17 protein-coding genes and 1 riboswitch are annotated in these 18,568 nt (G+C 34.6%); of the genes, 7 read left to right on the top strand and 10 right to left on the bottom strand.

The window, feature by feature from the left end:
- Nucleotides 1-19: 19 nt before the first annotated feature.
- The 4 genes from IW16_RS01465 to pckA all read left to right on the top strand — a co-directional run bounded on the left by IW16_RS01465 (nt 20) and on the right by pckA (nt 5,568).
- Nucleotides 20-1,963, top strand: a complete 1,944-nt coding sequence (locus IW16_RS01465; RefSeq protein ID WP_051889829.1) for a LysM peptidoglycan-binding domain-containing protein — start codon at nt 20-22, stop codon at nt 1,961-1,963.
- Between the two features lie 70 nt (nt 1,964-2,033).
- Nucleotides 2,034-2,909 (top strand): ACP S-malonyltransferase, encoded by an 876-nt coding sequence (gene fabD / locus IW16_RS01460; protein WP_034738963.1) that lies wholly within the window; start codon nt 2,034-2,036, stop codon nt 2,907-2,909.
- Nucleotides 2,910-2,918: 9 nt separating this feature from the next.
- Nucleotides 2,919-3,824, top strand: a complete 906-nt coding sequence (locus IW16_RS01455) for a GYDIA family GHMP kinase (protein WP_034738960.1) — start codon at nt 2,919-2,921, stop codon at nt 3,822-3,824.
- 127 nt (nt 3,825-3,951) lie between these two features.
- The gene (gene pckA / locus IW16_RS01450; protein WP_034738957.1) at nt 3,952-5,568 is read left to right on the top strand and encodes a phosphoenolpyruvate carboxykinase (ATP); all 1,617 of its coding nucleotides are present in this window, start codon (nt 3,952-3,954) and stop codon (nt 5,566-5,568) included.
- Between the two features lie 114 nt (nt 5,569-5,682).
- Here the strand turns inward: pckA and IW16_RS01445 are convergent, their stop codons facing one another.
- Nucleotides 5,683-6,093: a type II 3-dehydroquinate dehydratase gene (locus IW16_RS01445; protein WP_034738955.1), complete on the bottom strand. Its 411-nt coding sequence runs from the start codon at nt 6,091-6,093 to the stop codon at nt 5,683-5,685.
- Nucleotides 6,094-6,336: 243 nt separating this feature from the next.
- Nucleotides 6,337-6,433: riboswitch (SAM riboswitch) on the top strand.
- 83 nt (nt 6,434-6,516) lie between these two features.
- Between IW16_RS01445 and IW16_RS01440 the strand changes: the two genes are divergently transcribed.
- Nucleotides 6,517-9,450, top strand: a complete 2,934-nt coding sequence (locus IW16_RS01440) for a SusC/RagA family TonB-linked outer membrane protein (RefSeq protein ID WP_034738953.1) — start codon at nt 6,517-6,519, stop codon at nt 9,448-9,450.
- Nucleotides 9,451-9,468: 18 nt separating this feature from the next.
- A complete protein-coding gene (locus IW16_RS01435) occupies nt 9,469-10,962 on the top strand; it encodes a RagB/SusD family nutrient uptake outer membrane protein (RefSeq protein WP_034738951.1) in 1,494 nt (497 codons plus the stop codon).
- Nucleotides 10,963-11,040: 78 nt separating this feature from the next.
- On the opposite strand, the gene IW16_RS01430 is transcribed toward IW16_RS01435, so the two are convergent.
- The 9 genes from IW16_RS01430 to IW16_RS01385 form a co-directional block, all read right to left on the bottom strand.
- Nucleotides 11,041-11,475 (bottom strand): hypothetical protein, encoded by a 435-nt coding sequence (locus IW16_RS01430; protein ID WP_034738949.1) that lies wholly within the window; start codon nt 11,473-11,475, stop codon nt 11,041-11,043.
- 219 nt (nt 11,476-11,694) lie between these two features.
- Entirely contained in the window at nt 11,695-12,165 is a 471-nt protein-coding gene (locus tag IW16_RS01425) for a hypothetical protein (protein ID WP_034738946.1), read from the bottom strand.
- Between the two features lie 562 nt (nt 12,166-12,727).
- Nucleotides 12,728-13,123, bottom strand: coding sequence for an RHS repeat protein (locus tag IW16_RS01420; RefSeq protein ID WP_034738944.1), 396 nt, complete (start codon nt 13,121-13,123; stop codon nt 12,728-12,730).
- Nucleotides 13,124-13,158: 35 nt separating this feature from the next.
- Complete coding sequence (locus IW16_RS01415) at nt 13,159-13,644, bottom strand: hypothetical protein (protein WP_034738942.1); 486 nt, start codon at nt 13,642-13,644, stop codon at nt 13,159-13,161.
- A gap of 154 nt (nt 13,645-13,798) precedes the next feature.
- Nucleotides 13,799-14,614 (bottom strand): hypothetical protein, encoded by an 816-nt coding sequence (locus IW16_RS25525; protein ID WP_051889828.1) that lies wholly within the window; start codon nt 14,612-14,614, stop codon nt 13,799-13,801.
- 16 nt (nt 14,615-14,630) lie between these two features.
- Nucleotides 14,631-14,987: a hypothetical protein gene (locus tag IW16_RS01405; RefSeq protein ID WP_131327821.1), complete on the bottom strand. Its 357-nt coding sequence runs from the start codon at nt 14,985-14,987 to the stop codon at nt 14,631-14,633.
- An 893-nt stretch (nt 14,988-15,880) separates the two neighbouring features.
- Entirely contained in the window at nt 15,881-16,351 is a 471-nt protein-coding gene (locus IW16_RS01395; protein WP_051889826.1) for a hypothetical protein, read from the bottom strand.
- 84 nt (nt 16,352-16,435) lie between these two features.
- Nucleotides 16,436-16,999, bottom strand: a complete 564-nt coding sequence (locus tag IW16_RS01390; protein WP_034738934.1) for a hypothetical protein — start codon at nt 16,997-16,999, stop codon at nt 16,436-16,438.
- A 605-nt stretch (nt 17,000-17,604) separates the two neighbouring features.
- Nucleotides 17,605-18,078 (bottom strand): hypothetical protein, encoded by a 474-nt coding sequence (locus IW16_RS01385; RefSeq protein ID WP_131327820.1) that lies wholly within the window; start codon nt 18,076-18,078, stop codon nt 17,605-17,607.
- 136 nt (nt 18,079-18,214) lie between these two features.
- Between IW16_RS01385 and IW16_RS01380 the strand changes: the two genes are divergently transcribed.
- Nucleotides 18,215-18,538 carry a DUF6660 family protein gene (locus IW16_RS01380; RefSeq protein WP_034738928.1) on the top strand — a complete coding sequence of 108 codons (324 nt, stop codon included), beginning with the start codon at nt 18,215-18,217 and terminating at the stop codon, nt 18,536-18,538.
- The last annotated feature ends 30 nt before the right edge of the window (nt 18,539-18,568 follow it).

Here is an 18,568-nt window from a genome sequence, read left to right as displayed (position 1 = left end):
GTAAATATAATTATCGAGTATGATAAAGAGGTTTTTTATTTTGTCCAGTTTATGTATGGTTTTGGGGGTGTCTGCCCAGAACTCGCACACCGTAGTAAAAGGAGATAATCCATATAATATTGCAAAGAAATACGGGATAACTGTAGATGAATTGTTAAAGCTGAATCCAAAATTCAAAGACGGTAAGCTGGCGATAGGAGATGTAGTAACAGTGAAAGCTGAGAAGACCGCTCCCGTTTCTAAGCCTGCAGTCGCTGAAAAAGCAAAATCAAATCATTCAAGTGCTCAGGCCGGAAAAATTATTCTTCAGCCTAAGCAGACGATTTACGGAATTACAAAACAGTACCATATTTCAGAAACAGATCTGAGAAAACTGAATCCTGAACTTGATACCCATATGAAAATTGGGGATGAGATCATTTTGCCATTAGACAGTATCAAAAAATATGGCGGAGATCAGCAGACTGCTCCTGTTGCAGCGATAACCCCTAAACAGACAGAAACTCATACGGAAACTTCTTCACCAGCAGCAGCTGAGGGAGAAACTTATGTGATCCAGTCAAAAGATAATTATTACAGAATTACAAAACAGTTTGGAATCAGCCAACAGGAATTGTATACCTTAAATCCGGGATTGGAAGAAAAAGGACTGAAACCTGGTGAAACCATAAAAGTAAAGAAAGTAAAAACGGATACAGCTTCAGTTTCTGAACCTGTGAATCCAAAAACTAAAATAGATTCAGGAAACGATAGATCTACGACTGCAGCATCAACTGCTGTAGTTGATGACTACGTGACTTATACCGTTCAACAGGGAGACACCGTGTTCTCTATCGTTAATAAGTTCGGAGTTTCAATCGATGAATTAATTGCTCTGAATCCCGATCTTTCAAAAGGACTGAAAGCAGGAATGGTCTTAAAGATCAAAAAACAGGATCCTGCATATGTGAAGAAAAACGGTGATGCATTGAGCGTTGTTTTAATGCTTCCTTTCGGATACAGTACCAACGAAACTCAATACAGAGGAATGGCACTGGATTTCCTGACAGGAGCAAAACTTGCTATCGAAAGAAATGCAAGAGGCGGACAGAAGCTTGATATCAAAATTGTTGATTCAGGAAATGAAGCTTCGTTTAAAAATTCAATGGCTCAGATCAATCCTGATAACACAGATTTGATTATTGGTCCTTTCTTCAAGTCAAATGTGATTGATGTTCTTGATTTTACCAAAAATCAGAAAATTCCGGTTGTAGCACCATTTGCCAACTCTCCGGAACTGTACAATTACAGCAACCTGATTATTGTTGAAACCAATGATCAGACCTACGCAGATAAAATCGTTGAAGAAGTAAAAGGAATTTACTCAGATCAGAAAATCTATGTAGTAGCAGACAGCAAAAAAGAAATTGCCGGGTACATCAAAAGCGGTCTCGAAAAAGCAGTTAAAAATCCAAATATTATTATAGTAAATTCTCCTTCAGAGATTCAGCTGGATAAGAACATGATGACTGGGCAGTCTGCTCCGGTTATTGCGATCTTAGCCAGTGATAATGATGCTGCCGGAGAAGCTTTTGCCAATAAAGTGATAGCGCTTTCCAAAGAAGTACAGGGAGTGAAAGCTTTCAGTATGTATTATTCTTCGGTTTTCGAGAAGAAAGTAGACGATCTGAGCCAGGCAAGCCTTGTTTATCTTATGGACAGAAAGATCAATGCAGACGGTAGTTTCGAAAAAGAAATTCTGGCCGCTTATAAAAGTAAATACTGCAAAATACCTCCCAAATATGCCATCGTTGGTTTTGATGTTGTGAATGACATGCTAACCAGAGAAAATAAAAAAGGAGAGATTTTTAAGCAGATGAATAAAGTGCAGACCCAGCTTGCTACCAAGTTTGAGTTTGTAAAATCTAAAGCAAACGGGGCGTATGTAAATACTGGCTATCGCGTGATTAGATTAGTACCTTAACTGATTTATGCCTTTTTAAAGGAATATTTTTAACATTATCTTTATATTTGCATAATATTTAATTCATTACATGAAAGCACTTGTATTTCCTGGGCAGGGTTCTCAGTTCGTAGGAATGGGAAAAGAATTGTACGATTCTAGAAAAGACATTAAGGACTTAATGGAATCTGCCAATGAAATTTTAGGTTTCGATATTCTTTCCTTGATGTTCAACGGTACGGATGGAGACCTTAAGAAAACAGAGGTTACCCAGCCTTCAATATTTATACATTCAGTAGCTGCTCTAAAAGCAGTGAACGGTCTTGGAGCCGAAATGGTTGCAGGGCATTCTTTAGGAGAATTTTCAGCACTGGTTGCCAACGGAGTTTTATCTTTTGACGACGGTCTGAAACTGGTATTCGAAAGAGCAAAAGCGATGCAGGAAGCCTGTGATGCAAATCCGAGCTCTATGGCCGCAATTTTAGGTCTTGAAGACGCAAAAGTTGAAGAGATCTGTGCACAGATCAGCGGTATTGTAGTACCGGCTAACTATAACTGTCCTGGTCAATTGGTGATCTCAGGAGAAACTTCTGCAGTAGAAGAAGCCTGTGTAAAACTTAAAGAAGCAGGTGCAAAAAGAGCATTGTTACTTCCTGTAAACGGAGCGTTTCATTCTCCACTGATGCAGCCTGCACAAGAAAGACTCGCAGCAGCCATTGAAAAAACGAAATTCAGAAAAGCAACAATTCCGGTATACCAGAATATCACGACTACAGCGGTGACCAATCCTGAAGAGATCAAACAAAATCTGATCGCTCAGCTTACAGGTCCTGTAAAATGGACGCAGTCTGTTCAGAACATGATCAAAGACGGTGCATCTAACTTTGTGGAGGTAGGACCAGGAAAAACACTTCAGGGACTGATCAAGAAAATTGACGGTTCTGTAGATGTTGCTTCAGCAATCTAATAAAAAAATATGAGCGGAATATTTTCACCGGGAAAGCTTATGCTTACTTCAGAATATTTCGCAATAGACGGAGCTCTTGTCCTGGCGGTACCTACCAAGCTTGGACAAGAGTTTTTTTTTGAAGAAAAAGATGATACAGGATCCCTGATCTATTGGGAGGCTTATCATCAAAACAAATTATGGCTTAAGGCTGTCATTGATTATAACAATTGGCAGATTGTAGAGTCCAATATTCTTTCAAGCGCTGAATTTATTCTTAAAACTTTAAAAAATGTTCAGCAGCTTTCTCAAATCAAATTCAAAAATAACTGTACATACCATCTGAAGACCAATCTTCAGTTTCCTGCAGATTACGGACTCGGCAGCAGTTCTACCCTAATGAACAATCTGGCTGAATGGGCAGGTATCGATCCCTTCCATCTCAACAGTATTAGTTTAGGAGGCAGTGGATATGATATTGCTGTTGCCAGAGAAAAAACAGCCATTATTTTCCGAAGTAAGCCTGAGATCTCTTATGAAACGGTAGTCTTTGATCCACCGTTTAAAAATGAACTGATCTTTATTCATTTAAATCAGAAACAGGACAGTAGAGAAGGGATTAATTTTTACAAGTCAAAACCTAAGTCTCAAATTCTCATTGACGAATTTTCGGATATCACAAAAAAAGTTTTGTTATGCAACGAATTGGAAATGTTTTCCGAGCTCATGTTGATTCATGAACAAAAAATATCAAAATTCCTTGAAATTTCTACAGTTAAAGACAGGTTTTTTGCAGACTGCCCGGTTTTTGTTAAAAGTTTAGGAGCCTGGGGCGGAGATTTTGTAATGAGTACCAAATTTCACGGCTATGAGGACTATTTTTGGGGAAAAGGTTTTAATGCGGTTTTTCAATGGTCTGATATAATTAATTTATAATCAATAATTTACAATCCTTTTTTTTTATTTGTCATTCTGACTTATATCATTATATTTAAACCACCTTTAACAAATAATTAATATTAATTTTGTTGAACCCAATAAAGAAATAGAAAATATAAGTAAAATGAAACACGCTAAAATCATCCAGGATTTAGAAAAATTAGGGATTAAAGGAAATTATGAATTAGTCTATAACCCATCTTACGAAGAGTTATACCAGGCTGAAGTGTCTCCTGAAAATCAAGGCTTTGAGAAAGCTGAACTTACGGAATCCGGTGCAGTATCAGTTAAAACTGGAATTTTCACAGGTCGTTCACCTAAAGACAGATATATAGTTCAGGATGATGTTACAAGAGATACAATTTTCTGGGACGGGAAAGTAAACCTTCCTACCACAGCAGAAACTTTTGATTCTTGTAAAGGATTAGTGCTGAACCAGCTTTCTGAGGCTAAAAAAATCTATGTTGTTGATGCTTTTTGTGGTACCAATACAGATACAAGACTTAAAGTAAGGTTCATCGTTGAAGTAGCGTGGCAGGCGCATTTCGTTACTAATATGTTTATCCGTCCGTCTCATTACGAACTTGAAAACTTCGGAGAGCCGGATTTCACAGTGATCAACGGTTCTAAAACAACCAACCCTAACTGGGAAGCTCAGGGATTGAATTCTGAAAACTTCATTATGTTCAATCTTACCCAAAAAATACAGATCATCGGAGGTACATGGTACGGCGGTGAAATGAAAAAGGGAATGTTTGCCATGATGAACTATTACCTTCCATTGAAAGGGATGGCTTCTATGCACTGTTCTGCAAACGTAGGAGAAGAAGGAGATGTTGCTCTTTTCTTCGGTCTTTCAGGAACTGGAAAAACAACTTTATCTGCAGACCCAAAAAGATTCCTGATTGGTGACGATGAGCACGGTTGGGATAATAATGGAGTATTCAACTATGAAGGAGGATGCTATGCTAAAGTAATTGATCTTTCTGAAGAGAAAGAGCCGGATATTTTCAGAGCAATCAAAAGAGATGCACTTCTTGAGAATGTAATGGTGAACGATGGAGTTGCTGATTATACTGACGGATCTATTACCGAAAATACAAGAGTATCTTATCCAATTTACCATATCAATAAGATTGTTCTTCCTTCTAAGGCCGGACATGCTAAGAAGATCGTTTACCTTTCTGCTGATGCATTCGGAGTATTGCCTCCGGTTTCAATTTTAGATGAAAACCAGGCTCAGTATCACTTCCTTTGTGGATATACTTCCAAACTGGCCGGTACAGAAAGAGGTATTACTGAACCGGAACCATCTTTCTCTCCTGCATTTGGAGAAGCTTTCCTTACCCTTCACCCGACGATGTATTCTAAGACACTGATCGGAAAAATGAAGGAACACGGAGCTAAAGCTTATTTAGTAAATACAGGATGGAATGGAACAGGGAAGAGAATTTCTCTTAAAGATACAAGAGCGATTATCGATTCGATCATTGACGGGTCTATCGAAAATGCTCCTAAAACTCAGGTTCCAATCATGAACCTTGAAATTCCTACGCAGCTTCCAAATGTTTCTGAAGGTATCTTAGATCCTAGAGAAACATATAGCAATGCGGCAGAATGGGAAGAAAAAGCAAAAGATCTTGCTGCAAGATATATCAAAAACTTTGAACAGTACTGTGATACTGAAGAAGGGAAGAAATTAATTTCTTCAGGACCTCAGCTTCAACAGCAAACTACTTAATAAAACAAAAGCCTCATCATCGATGAGGCTTTTTTATTTCTATAGCTGTCCATTACTTATTATAGGAAGTACCATCCAGAAGGCTGCATCAATCTCTGGAATCAGAGAATGTAACTAAGATTTTAAACTTAGCAAAGCCAGTCTGTATCCATTCATCCCAAAACCAGACAGGACTGCATCCGTATTTGCTGCTGTTACAGATTTCTGACGGAATTCTTCCCTTTTGTAAATATTACTGATGTGAACTTCGATCTTCGGTTTCCTGATATTCTTTAAACAGTCTGCAATAGCATAGGAGTAATGGGTATATGCACCGGGATTGATTACTAAAGCGTCAAAATTATCCTCCTGAAGTCTGTTAATAATTTCTCCTTCAATATTGGACTGATAATAATCCAGCTCATCAGATGTAAATTCAGATCTCAGCTTTTCCATGCAGGATTCCATGGAGGTGTTTCCATAGATCTCAGGTTCTCTTGTTCCCAAAAGATTCAAATTGGGGCCGTTTACAATTAAAACTTTCATGATATAAATTTAAAAAGTTTAGAAGTATAATAATATTTTTTTTGAGATTAATTTCAATTTTGTTTCATTGTAGTATCTGTAATGATATTTATCATGTTTGTCGATGTCATAATGATGTAATGCTTTACTGGAGCGTGTTTTAGTTAAAAATTAACTTAATTTTTGAAAACATATCATAAAAAACTTTAAAGTCTACTTGTTTTGTAGACTAATTGTTTTTAGATTTGCAGACATATTTCGATCGGCTTATAAAGAAAGATGGAGGGAACTGACCCAGTGAAATCTTAACAACCTGCCCCTGCGCAAGGTGTTACATTCAGCCTTAAAGGAAAAATAAGCATTTGGTTAATCGTATTTATCGATGCCCTTTGCTGACTTTTCTGCAAAGGGTTAATTTTTAATATATGATAAATAAAATTGATTATGATTAGTAAAAATTTAATTAATTCTAAAGTTTGGATTCCATCTGTTGCTGTATTTTTCCTGGGGATCATCAGCGTGCAGGCACAGGAAATCAAGCCCAAAAAAGATACAATCAACGAAAAAGAAATTGATGAAGTAGTCGTGATTGCTTATGGTAAGGCTAAAAGAACTAGCTATACCGGTTCAGTAGCCACTATTTCCAGTGATAAGATCAACAACAGGCCCGTTACCAATATTACAAAAGCATTGGAAGGACAGGTTCCGGGCGTTCAGGCAGTAAGTGCTTCCGGACAGCCAGGAGCTACAGCTTCAGTGAGAATAAGGGGGGTAGGTTCGATAAGTGCTTCCAGTGATCCTCTTTATGTTGTTGATGGAATTCCTTTTGATGGAAACATCAACTCTATCAGTCCTAATGATATCGAATCGATCAGTGTTTTGAAAGATGCTACCGCAAGTTCATTATACGGTTCAAGAGGTGCTAATGGGATTATTATCATTACAACAAAATCCGGTAAGAAAGGAGAATCAAGAGTAAATTTTAATATCAGCCAGGGGTTTTCCAGCAGAGCTGTAAAAGATTATAAGCAGGTAAGTACAGATCAGTATTTTCAGCTGTATTGGGAAGCACTAAGAAACGGATATAAATCTGATAAGATTTCTTTACAGCAGGCAGGGCAGATGGCAAGTGATAATCTTGTGAATGCTCTTGGTATCAACCCTTACGGAAGTTCATATCCCAACCCTGTAGGATCGGACGGAAAACTTCTCCCGGGGGCCAAACCTTTATGGAATGACGACTGGAGAGATATTCTTCAAAGAACAGCATCGAGAAGTCAGGTAGATTTTGATATCAGCGGAGGAAGCGAAAAAAGCAATTATTTCTTTTCATTGGGGTATCTGGATGATAAGGGAATTGCGATCCAGTCCGGATTTCAAAAATTTGCCACCAGATTAAAGGTGAATTCAGAAGTTAAAAAATGGCTGAATGCCGGTGTTAATTTAAGTTATACCAACAGTATCCAAAATGCACCGCCATCCTCAGATTCCAGACAGGATAATATTATTCAGGCAGCGAGAGTTGTTCCTTCTTTCTATCCTTACTATGAAAGAAATGATGATGGAAGCTACAGACTGGATGCAAACGGAAACATGATTTATGATTTCGGAAAATACAGACCTACCAGTGCATTGCAGAACCAGAATGCCGCAGCCACACTGCCTTTGGATAAAAATGAAAATAAAGAAGATAACTTCTCCGGAAAAGGATTTTTAGAATTTACTTTCCTTCCGGAACTTAAATTTAAAACCAGCTTTTCTGTTGATTTAGTGAATTACAACGGACACTATTATTCGAATCCACTTCTTGGAGAGGGTAGTGAAATCGGGGGTTCAGTAACGAGATCAAACAGCAGAACACTTTCTTATACCACGAGTAATATTCTAACGTATGACAAAAAATTTGGAAAGCATCATATCAACATTTTAGGAGGACAGGAATTTTATAAATACGATTATCAGACAATTTCAGGCTCCAGAAGCCAGTTTTCTCTTCCCTACTACTATGAACCTGATGCAGCGGCGCTGTTAGGAAGTTTTAGTGGAAACAGTGATAAGCTTTCTCTGTTAAGTTTCCTGGGAAGAGCAGAATATGATTTTAACAATACTTACTTTTTATCGGTATCAGGAAGAGCAGATGCTTCTTCAAGATTCTTTGAAGATAACAGATGGGGGAAGTTCTGGTCAGTAGGAGCTTCATGGAAAGTTTCAAACGAAGAATTTGTTAAAAATCTGAATTTCTTCAATCAGTTGACCTTACGTGCTAGTTACGGTGGGCAGGGTAATGATAAATTGCGTAAACCAGGTGGATCTTCACTTTATTACGCTTATCAGGAATTGTACAAATTTTATAATAATCTTGGGGAACCGGGAACTGTTCTTGAAAAAGTACAGACAAACGATGTTAAATGGGAAACCAATCTTAATTTAAATGTAGGTTTGGAGTTTGCCATTCTTAATAACAGGGTGAAAGGTAATGTGGAATATTTTAAACGTCAAAGCCAGGATCTTCTGTTTAATATGCCGGTTGCTCCATCGTTAGGAATCAGTGATTTCCCATTTAATGTAGGAACAATACAGAATACAGGTTTTGAATTTTCACTGTTTACCACACCAATCAAGAATGATAATTTCCAGTGGAATGTAGATGTCAACCTGAGTACTTTACGTAATAAAATTACCAAGCTGCCGAAAGGAGCTGTGATATCCGGAACGAAACGTCTGGAAGTAGGTGGGTCTGTTTATGATTTTTATCTTCAGGAATGGATGGGAGTAGATCCTTCCAATGGAAAACCTTTATGGAGACGTATTTATCAGGATGAAAAGGGAAATACGGTAGATGGAACGACTTCTGAGTATTCGAAAGCTACGAGAACTTTACAGGGATCTGCATTGCCTAAGGTAACAGGAGGCGTTACCACAAGTATTGCTTATAAAAACTTTGACCTTTCCGGATTGCTGACGTTCAGTATCGGTGGAAAGATCCTTGATACAGATTACACATCGCTGATGTCTAACGGAAGTGCTGCAGGACGTGCCTGGAGTGTAGAAATGCTGAACAGGTGGACTCCGGAAAACCCCAATACAGATGTACCTGCACTGAGTACTACAACGAATAACTGGAATTCATCTTCCTCAAGATTCTTATATTCCGGAACCTATGCAAGGCTTAAAAATGTAAGTCTGGGGTATACGCTTCCTTCGGACTATTTTGAAAAACTGGGACTAAAAAAATTCAGGATCTATGTTCAGGCAGAAAACCTTTTGACTTTCTACAAACATAAAGGAATGGATCCTGAGCAGGCACTGGATGGAACCACGTATTACAGATATCCTGCCATGAGAACGATAACTTTCGGTCTTCAGGCAACTCTTTAACCCTTTAAAATTGAAACAATGAAAAAATGTAAATATATATCTATTGCCCTGATTGCCGCATGGTCGCTGACAAGCTGTGCCAATGAACTGGAAACAGCTCCCACGGATCAGGCTAATGGTGCGGAGGTTTTCAAAACGGCCGAAAGTGCCGAAACGGTGATTAATGGAGCTTGGGCAAAATTCAACGATGATGGTCCTACTTATGCTAATCTCGGTTATTCAACTGTTTTAAGAGCGAGTGATGCGATGGGAAGTGATGTTGCCGTTCTTACCAACAAATATGGTTTTGCATCTACTTATGCTTTCACAGAGATGGTGAACAATACCCTCTCCCGTCCACAATATATATGGTCTTCTTTATATTCTACGATCAATAATATGAATAATGTGATTGCCCGTATTGACCAGACAGAGGGGAGCCAGGCAAAAAAAGACCAGGTAAAAGGACAGGCTAAAGCTTTGCGTGCTTTCTGTTATCTAAATGTGGCAAGCTTTTATCAGTTCAGTTACCTGAAAGATAAAACAGCACTTACCGCACCTATTTATACAGAGCCATCCACAATCAGTTCTGTTCCAAAGAAAAAAGCGAGCCTTGAAGAAATTTATACGCTGATCAAAAGTGATCTTACCGAAGCAGACAACCTTCTGGTGGATTATACAAGAAATAATAAAGATAAAATCAACAAAGCTGTAGTCAATGGACTTTTAGCCAGAACTTATCTGAATACAGGTGAATGGAGCAAAGCGATTGCTGCTGCAAAAATAGCTCGGGCGGGTTATCCTTTAATGACTGCTGAAAAATACAAAGAAGGTTTCAATGATATCAGTAACGGAGAATGGATTTGGGGACATGGACAAACTCAGGAGCAGTCGGGAGCCAGCTATGCTTTCCACTTTCTTGATGTATCTTCTTCGGGTAGCTATTACTACAGCTTTATGGCGGATCCTTTTTTCAAAGATCTGTTTGATGCTAATGATATCAGATCTCAGCTTTTTCAGTGGGATGGTCTGCAGGGTAGGGAAGGTCTGTTAAGATATTCCAAGTTTAAATTTAAAACTGGTCTTATCGCAGATATTGTGTTAATGAGGGCAGCCGAAATGTACTTGATCGAAGCTGAGGCAGAAGCCAGAATTGGAAATGTTACTAATGCAATAACCGTTTTAAACCAATTGAAAACTGCAAGAAATGCTAATCTTTACACAGGTCCTCTTGCTCAAAATGATGTTGTAAAAGAAATATTGATCGAAAGAAGAAAAGAGCTTTTTGGAGAAGGATTCTCACTTTCAGATATTATCAGAACACAGGGTACAGTAGTAAGAAAACCATTTGTAGATGCCAATGGTCAACCTATAAAAGTACAGATTACTACTCCTGATGGGACGGTGAAATCAGTGAACGGAAGAGGGCATACAGTCTTTACTTTCCCGGAACAGGAGGCTTTTGCCCCCAATAACAGATATTTGTTATTCACTATTCCTCAGAAGGAGTTTGATAATAATCCGAACCTGTAATTATTTAGATTTGATTTTTTTGAAAAGCCACCGTGTTTGCGGTGGCTATTTTTGTGATGGAGGAACATCAATTTATCATTAATGAGAAAGTGTCCTCGTAGAAGTTATACTTGTCTCTAAAACCCAACCGTTTTCACTTTCTTTCAAAAGATATATTGTTAAATCTTCATATGATCCCCAAGTCTTTTCTACACCTATTAATGCTTTCTTTGCATCATTAGATATTAATGGGCGAGATATTTTAGTTTTAAATGTAGATTTATCTGAAAGTTTATTTTTTATCAAAGAAGTGTCAATTGTATAATTTTCATTTCTCTTAATAGTAAAATGTAGATCTGCAAATTCTTTTTCTTTCCAATGCTTTAAAGATTTTTCCAAATAATAAGGTTCGTTAGAAAGATTTTTTAATTTGCTGTTATCAGTTTCTAAAAAATCATTAATAATTTGATAATCCTCATTTTTTGAGCAGGAAGTTAAAATTAATAGTAGAAATACTATTACAATATTTTTCATATTATTTAAAATTTATATCAGTTCCTTTTAGTTTGTTCCAAACTTGTTGATTGTACATCTTGAAGTTAGAGCTCGAATTTACAATGAAAAACTCTTGCATCAATTGATACAGGAGTTTGAAGAATATTAAAGTTAGTGTTAAAAACTATAGCTTAAAGTCATTCCATTTGGTTTTAACTAGTACCAATATTAGATTCATTCAAAAAATAGATGATGAATTCAAATATTTACATTAGCAGATTCAGGATCAATTTTCTTTTTCATGATAATTTCTGCTATAACCTCTTCAAGACTAGCTATCTTTTTGTAAACTCTATTATTAATTTGAGATTTATATAGATAATTATCAAAAATAAAATGCTGTACCTTTCCTGATTTGTATTTTATAGTAATTTCTGATAAACAAACTTTTTTACATGATTTAATAAATTTCAGATTACTATCTAATTTGTCAATACCTTCTTCAATAATTTTTTTCTTAATTGTTGTAATGTCATTAGAAGTCATCTCTAAACTATGTTTTCCCGGATTCTTAAATCTATTATCAAGGATATAATAATTATCTGTAACGTTATTAACAATATTATTACTTTTATGAACAACACCTATAATATCATTCTCATTTAATTCGTTTTTTTCTTGTTTACAATTTAATAAAAGAAGAAAAAATACACATATAAAATATTTCATTATTTATTTTTAAAATTAACTATATCCTTAATTGCGTCCCTCCAATTAAAAATCCTTGGAAATTTTGTACCATATGCAGAAAGGCCATGTAAATGTCCACTAAAATGAAGTCCATGAGATTTCAATTAATTAATTGTAAAATCATAAGCAGAGGATTCTGTATAACCTGAATACTTACTTCCATATTTTGCCACTATACCAATATATCTATGTACGCGTGAATATATTCATGCCCGAAGACATCTTGTTTCACATAATAATTTCCCATGAAAATAATAACCGTTACCTTCAATTTGGCATTGAGGGGCTAGTACATAGTAGTTTTTATTACTTGGATTTTCTAATTCGACATTTACTTCGTTATTTGTTTTATCCTGACTTATTTTTTTACTATTATTAAATTCTCTTCCTTACAGGCTATGAATAAGAATATGATTGGAATAAATAATATTTTAAATGTTTTCATATTTTATTTTGATAATTTAATTTTTAAGTAGCTTCATTAATTCGTTCTCAGGAGTGTTACCACCAATAAAAAAAACATCAAAAACTCCTTTTAAACTCAAATTCCCCCAGTTGTTTTTTTGCAAAAACTCACTCCCCATCTTTTGAATTGCAACATGGTCAGGAGCATACCTAATTTTGCTTTATTAAGATTCGTTACTCCCATTTTTAACAAACCATAACCTGCTTTCAACTCACCTGCACCTACATAAAGTTGAAACATATCCATACTTGGGTCATACAAAGCACCACCACTTCCAATAGTTCTCATCCTATATCCGTAGCCTTCCATATTAGAGCTTACTTCTCCGGCTTCAAAAGTGCTTATTTTTACATTCGTAGACGAGATAACATTTCCGTTATCGTCATATCTATAATCCGTCGTATCACCACCATTATTATTGATCTTCTTACCGTTTTTATCATAGCCATTGTCCGGCTGCATATCATCCATGTGCATCGTATGGTTAAATCCAGCAACTATAATTCCTACTTTTCCTCATTCATCCATTCTCTACCAGAGTAGACTTTTAATTGATTTCTAAAAGGAGGTAATTCAGATTCAATAAAGTATTGATTCGTTTTATATTTATTAGTTTCACTATTCTTAACTTTTATATTTTCTATTAAATAATCAATAAAGTTTATCCCTTTTTCAGAATTGAAAAAAAATATTTCTGCTTTCTTATTTTTTATTATGGTAACTTTTAATTTGTTAGTTCTGTAAGTTTTTTCCGTTTGATTTTTGATTATATATTTTTCTACCTCTTCTAAAATTTTTTCATTTTTCACTTCATAAATTGATTGGTAAGCATTATCTATTTTAATGTTGGGTTTATAGTTTGATAAAAAAATATCCATTGCGCGATCATAATTTCCAATATATCTAATATTAATCAATATATTTTCTGTTTTATTTTGGCAACCTCCTAAAAGGAAAATTGCACTCAAAACTAATATTAAAATTTTCTTCATAGTTGCTTTATTTTAACCATTTGTACCTTCCCGAATATGAAATTGACATAAGTGGCATGCTTAAATAGTGATTATTTTGGTAATAATTGAAACCCCATTTGAAAGTGCTCAAAGCGTGTGCTCCGGAGCTATTTATACCGACAAGTGATACTTCTCAACGCCAATAAGCATTATACATACTATTAACTTCTCTTCTAGGGCTATCATAAAATCGGTAGGTATTTGTTTTTGCATTATACATTTCTGCTTGATATGTTTTATTCCAGTAATAAGGAGAAGAATCGTGACCACTACTTGTTGGTAACGGATCATTAAATACAGTATACTTTCCATATTCATTTTTAAACACTGTTTGTATCCATTGAAAAGAATCATAGCCACTATTTTTTGTAGGAGTAAAACGTAAATCAATTTCAGTAGACATAGAACCGTCGTCATACTTAACAGTCCTATATTCTTCAATTCTCATCTTACCAACATAATTACCATCATCATCATAAACTTTAAAAGAAGTCTTGGGTTTATGCGCCACGTGATTCAATCCGGCAACAATACCTCCAATCAATACTCCCTGCCAAAAGTTACCTCCTGAAAGTTCCGAACCGATTCCTCCTGAAACAGCTCCAAACAATACTGTTCCAACAGCACTTTTTGAAAAGCTACCTGCTGCAACTCTGAAGGCAGATGCTTCTAAACTTCCTAATGCTCCTGCTACAAAGGCTTGTTTAAAAGTGCCACCCTGCATTAAAGATAATATTCCCTGTGCGTAACCGTGTAAACCTGCCTGTGCAACACTTAGGCCTGCCTCCATCATAGCTCCTGAAAAACCAGCTGCCGCCTGCAGGGCAGGCTGAAAGAGCTGACCAATACCAAAAGTGACGGCTCCTGAAACAGCTCCAAATATGGTGGCTTTTTTTTGTGATGAAGAGATATCAATTTTAATAGAAGAATAATAAAACAGGCTGCTCAAATAATAGTATGTGTTTCTACTTTATGAATTTAAATTTTATTTTATTATCTCCTTGTTTAATAAGTATGGTATCAATTACTATTTTTTTATAGAAATTGTAATCACTTATTTCTAAGCCCAATATAAAAGACTTTCTATTGTCATCATATACCATTTGATAGGACCCCTTTTTTTTAAGAGTTATGTAAGTTTCTTCTTTGTTATTATTTTCAAGTCCGCTTAAAATAAACTCCTTATATCTCAAGGAAGAAATTACACTTAAATTAGCGTTGTCTTTATTGCTATTAAGAGTTTCAAAATTGTGCATCTTTATTGAACAAGAATGAAGTGTTAATATGAAAATAAGGAATGTAAATAATGTGTGATTTTTCATTTATTTTGTATTTTTAATGAGTAAAACTTTTCTGCTATTCTTTCCTTGAAAACGAAAATCTAATATTAGAGAATCCTTGATATTGAAATTTTTTAGATCCATTGTTCGTAGGAAAGGGATTCTATATCCAAAATCGGAATTGATTTTTACAACATTTTCATTTGTATGAAGATCTATAAATACATTTTCATCTTTATTGTTAACTTTTAAAACTAATCGATAGTTTGGTAATTTACGAATATCCAATTTTTGATTTTTATAATTCCATCGTTGCTATAACCAACACACTCTTCTAAAATATAATTTTCTAATTGATTAATTATATTATTCTGAGGTGTCAATTCTTGAAGAAAAACATTATTCTTTTTTACTTCAGCAATTGAATCGCTTGTATTGTCTCCATTGATCTTTTCATTTGTGCAACTTATAAGAATTGTACAAATCAGTAGCAATCTTATTAAACGGTGTATTCAGTTCCCCCCAGAATTATCTTTAAACTGGTAAAACATCATATTTGGCGATCATATAGGCATCACTATCAGTTTTATTTCGCTTCTTCAAAAACTGATATATGGTAAAAGGCATAAATAAGAGATACTTCATTTAGTTCACAAAATTAAAATTTTAACTATTAATTAAGGGCTTACTGTCATTTATGATCACGAACTTTTCCATGAACCATTTCTTATTTTTTTGATACCTGATTATGGCTGTATCATTTTTTAGCTGTTTATGGAATTTTTGGTCACTAATACTTAGTATAAACGATTTTTGTGTGTCTGTAGAAATAACAAAAAAGTATCAATACTACTGCTATTTTTTCATTCTTTATTAAGAATTTGAAAGTAATATTCATGTTTTGCAGTTTGAGATTCCTGATATTTGTCATTATATTATAAAATTCCAACCTCACTAACATCAATTTTTCCTATGTTATTATCAATCAGGAAACCAGCTGCAAAACTGTTTTCAAAACCTTCTCCTTTATTACCTATTAGGTTAGTTCCTTTTTCGAAGATGTTATTTTTTAATTCAATAACGTTTTCAAACTGACAATCAAAGAAACTAAAAAAACTTTTAAAAATACTTCCTTCAATGATGATAGGTTTTATATTATGACCTCCCATTTGGTAATCAACAGAATTTTTGACAATAGTGTTTTTTACTGATAATCCATTTACAAACCAACACGAATGAATTTGCAAATTATTGATGATACAATTCTCAATGATTAAATTAACATTTAATTCGAATACTCCAACTAAATCAATAGTGTTGATAAAGCAGTCGATTAATTGATAAGTGCTGTGACCATTTAAATCATCCTGATTTAGAATGTCAATATTTTGATTTTCCTTTACCATGGTACATTTTCAAAATTTATTCTATCTTATGTTCACTATAATATTTATGATCATCAAAAAGAATACTGCTATATAGCTATCTTGCTATAGTTGAGTTCCTCTATATTCTTTTATAATAAAATTACCTGAAGAATTAGAATTGACAATTTTTTTTAATAATTCCATATCTGTGCTTAATAGATCTATATTCATGTGCCCTGATATTTTGATAACAAACGGTATTTTATTATTTGAAATATCGATATCATTGTATAAAATCTCCTTTTGATCAAATACAGCATGAGGATACGAAATTAAATCTCTAGTAAATTTCAACAGCTCATCCTTTGAAAAGACTAAAGCACCTATAAACGTATTGGGGATATTGTTTTTTTTGAATAAATCCCGTAACGAAATTAAGGTGTTATCCTCATTAGGAAACCAATTTTTGTACTTATAATCATGATTGGCAATCCATGCGTAACCATTATCAAGTTGTTCTATCAATTTTTTAAGAAGAGGTTCATAATTAAGAATAAATTCTGGTGATGTTATTTCTTTTGCATCATTAGATAATTGAAATGATGCACCATACCATTTGTTTAATAATAGATATTGTTTTCTATCGTAAGGAAGAAGTTCTTTAACTTCTGTTTTGAATTCAATCATAATAGTTAGTAATTTAGATTATCTTGAAACCAGATTTTAAATCTTGTGCTTTGTCAATCTGATTTTGTGATTTTATTTTCGGCAAATCAACGATCATAAAGTCCTGAAGAGTTCTCTATATAAATTTTAATGAAATCACCGATGAATTAATGATGGGCTTGATCAAGCTTAGAGCTCTACTCTGAAGAATTTTCTACAAGGATAAAAGATGCTTTATTTGATACAATAGTTCCCGAAAACAGTTTGTATTTATCTGAAAATACTTGAATATTTTTGTAGTATTTTTTGGTACTAGTAAAATGCAGTTGCAAAGTGTATTTTTTGTCATTTTTTAATTCGTACAGTAAAAACCCTATATCTGATGCGGAATTGTATAAAGGTAAACTTATTTCTTTGGAAGTTTCTGAAGAGCATCTGACCTTGAATTTGGCTGTAACAAATTCTGATTATCGTAGATTCTAAGATGTGTAAGTAAAAGGGACGGAAAATCTTTCAAAATTTTGATTGATTATATTGATGGCAATTTGTTCATCCGATTTTTGTTTGTTATCACAATATAACATCAATAAAAGAATAGTAAAACAGCATAAGTAAATATTTCCCACTTATTTTTTCTGAATAAAATAAACAACCTTCTCATTTCTATTCCGGTCTTTAAAACCGATTTTTATGCTGTCCAGGCTTTCTCTTTTACTGATGTCATCATAATAGAGTACAAAATTATCGTTGTTAATACCTCCGCAGAAATCACAGTGAAAATCAAGAAATTCACTATGATCACTGTCTTCAAGGGAAAGGCCTTCCTCACCGGTTTTAAGATTTTTAATTCTTATACTGAAGGCAAAAAAACTTTTATTGATCGTCTGATCATTTTTTGAATTCAACTTAAAAGTAGTAAACGCTTCTACAATCTCATACTCTCCCTGATTAATGGTCACTTTATTATAAGTGGGACGGTATTCTTTGATTAAAAGCTTTTTACTATTAGCTTCTGAAATAGTACCTGGCAAAAATTCAGTATCAGAACCTATACAGGAGAACAGAGTTAAAAATAAAGGAATTAAAAACAGTTTTTTCATAAGCTGTATCATGCGGGTCCTACACTCAAAAATAAAGAAAATATGCCAACCTTTCAAATAAGACTGCAATGTCAGGAATATATTAAATGCAGCATGTAGCCTTTCCATTTTAGAAAAAAACTTTACCTTTGTCGATATGAACCTGTTAAGATGGATACTAGCATTTTATTTCATGGCATTGTCACTGATGCCCTGCGAAGATGTGCACGGTCCTTCAGGACCGGCAGACACAATGTTATCCTTCAGTACTCAGGACTCCCACTCAAAAGATAAAGGAGATATCTGTTCACCACTTTGTACATGCAGCTGTTGTCAGATGACTGTATCTTCTTTCAAAATGAATCCTTTATTAGAGATCCCCAACCAGGTTCAGGTTTACTTTTCCAAGAAAATTCTTTTTCAGAAAAACAATTTTGCGTACCAGATGTATGATCATATCTGGCAGCCTCCTAAAATTTAATTTTTATTGAGTATTAGAAAGCCCCGCTTT

This window comes from Chryseobacterium vrystaatense (genome assembly GCF_000737765.1).
Taxonomy (GTDB): domain Bacteria; phylum Bacteroidota; class Bacteroidia; order Flavobacteriales; family Weeksellaceae; genus Chryseobacterium; species Chryseobacterium vrystaatense.
Note: the sequence above shows the minus strand (reverse complement) of the source record. Positions and strands in the feature narration are given on the sequence as shown.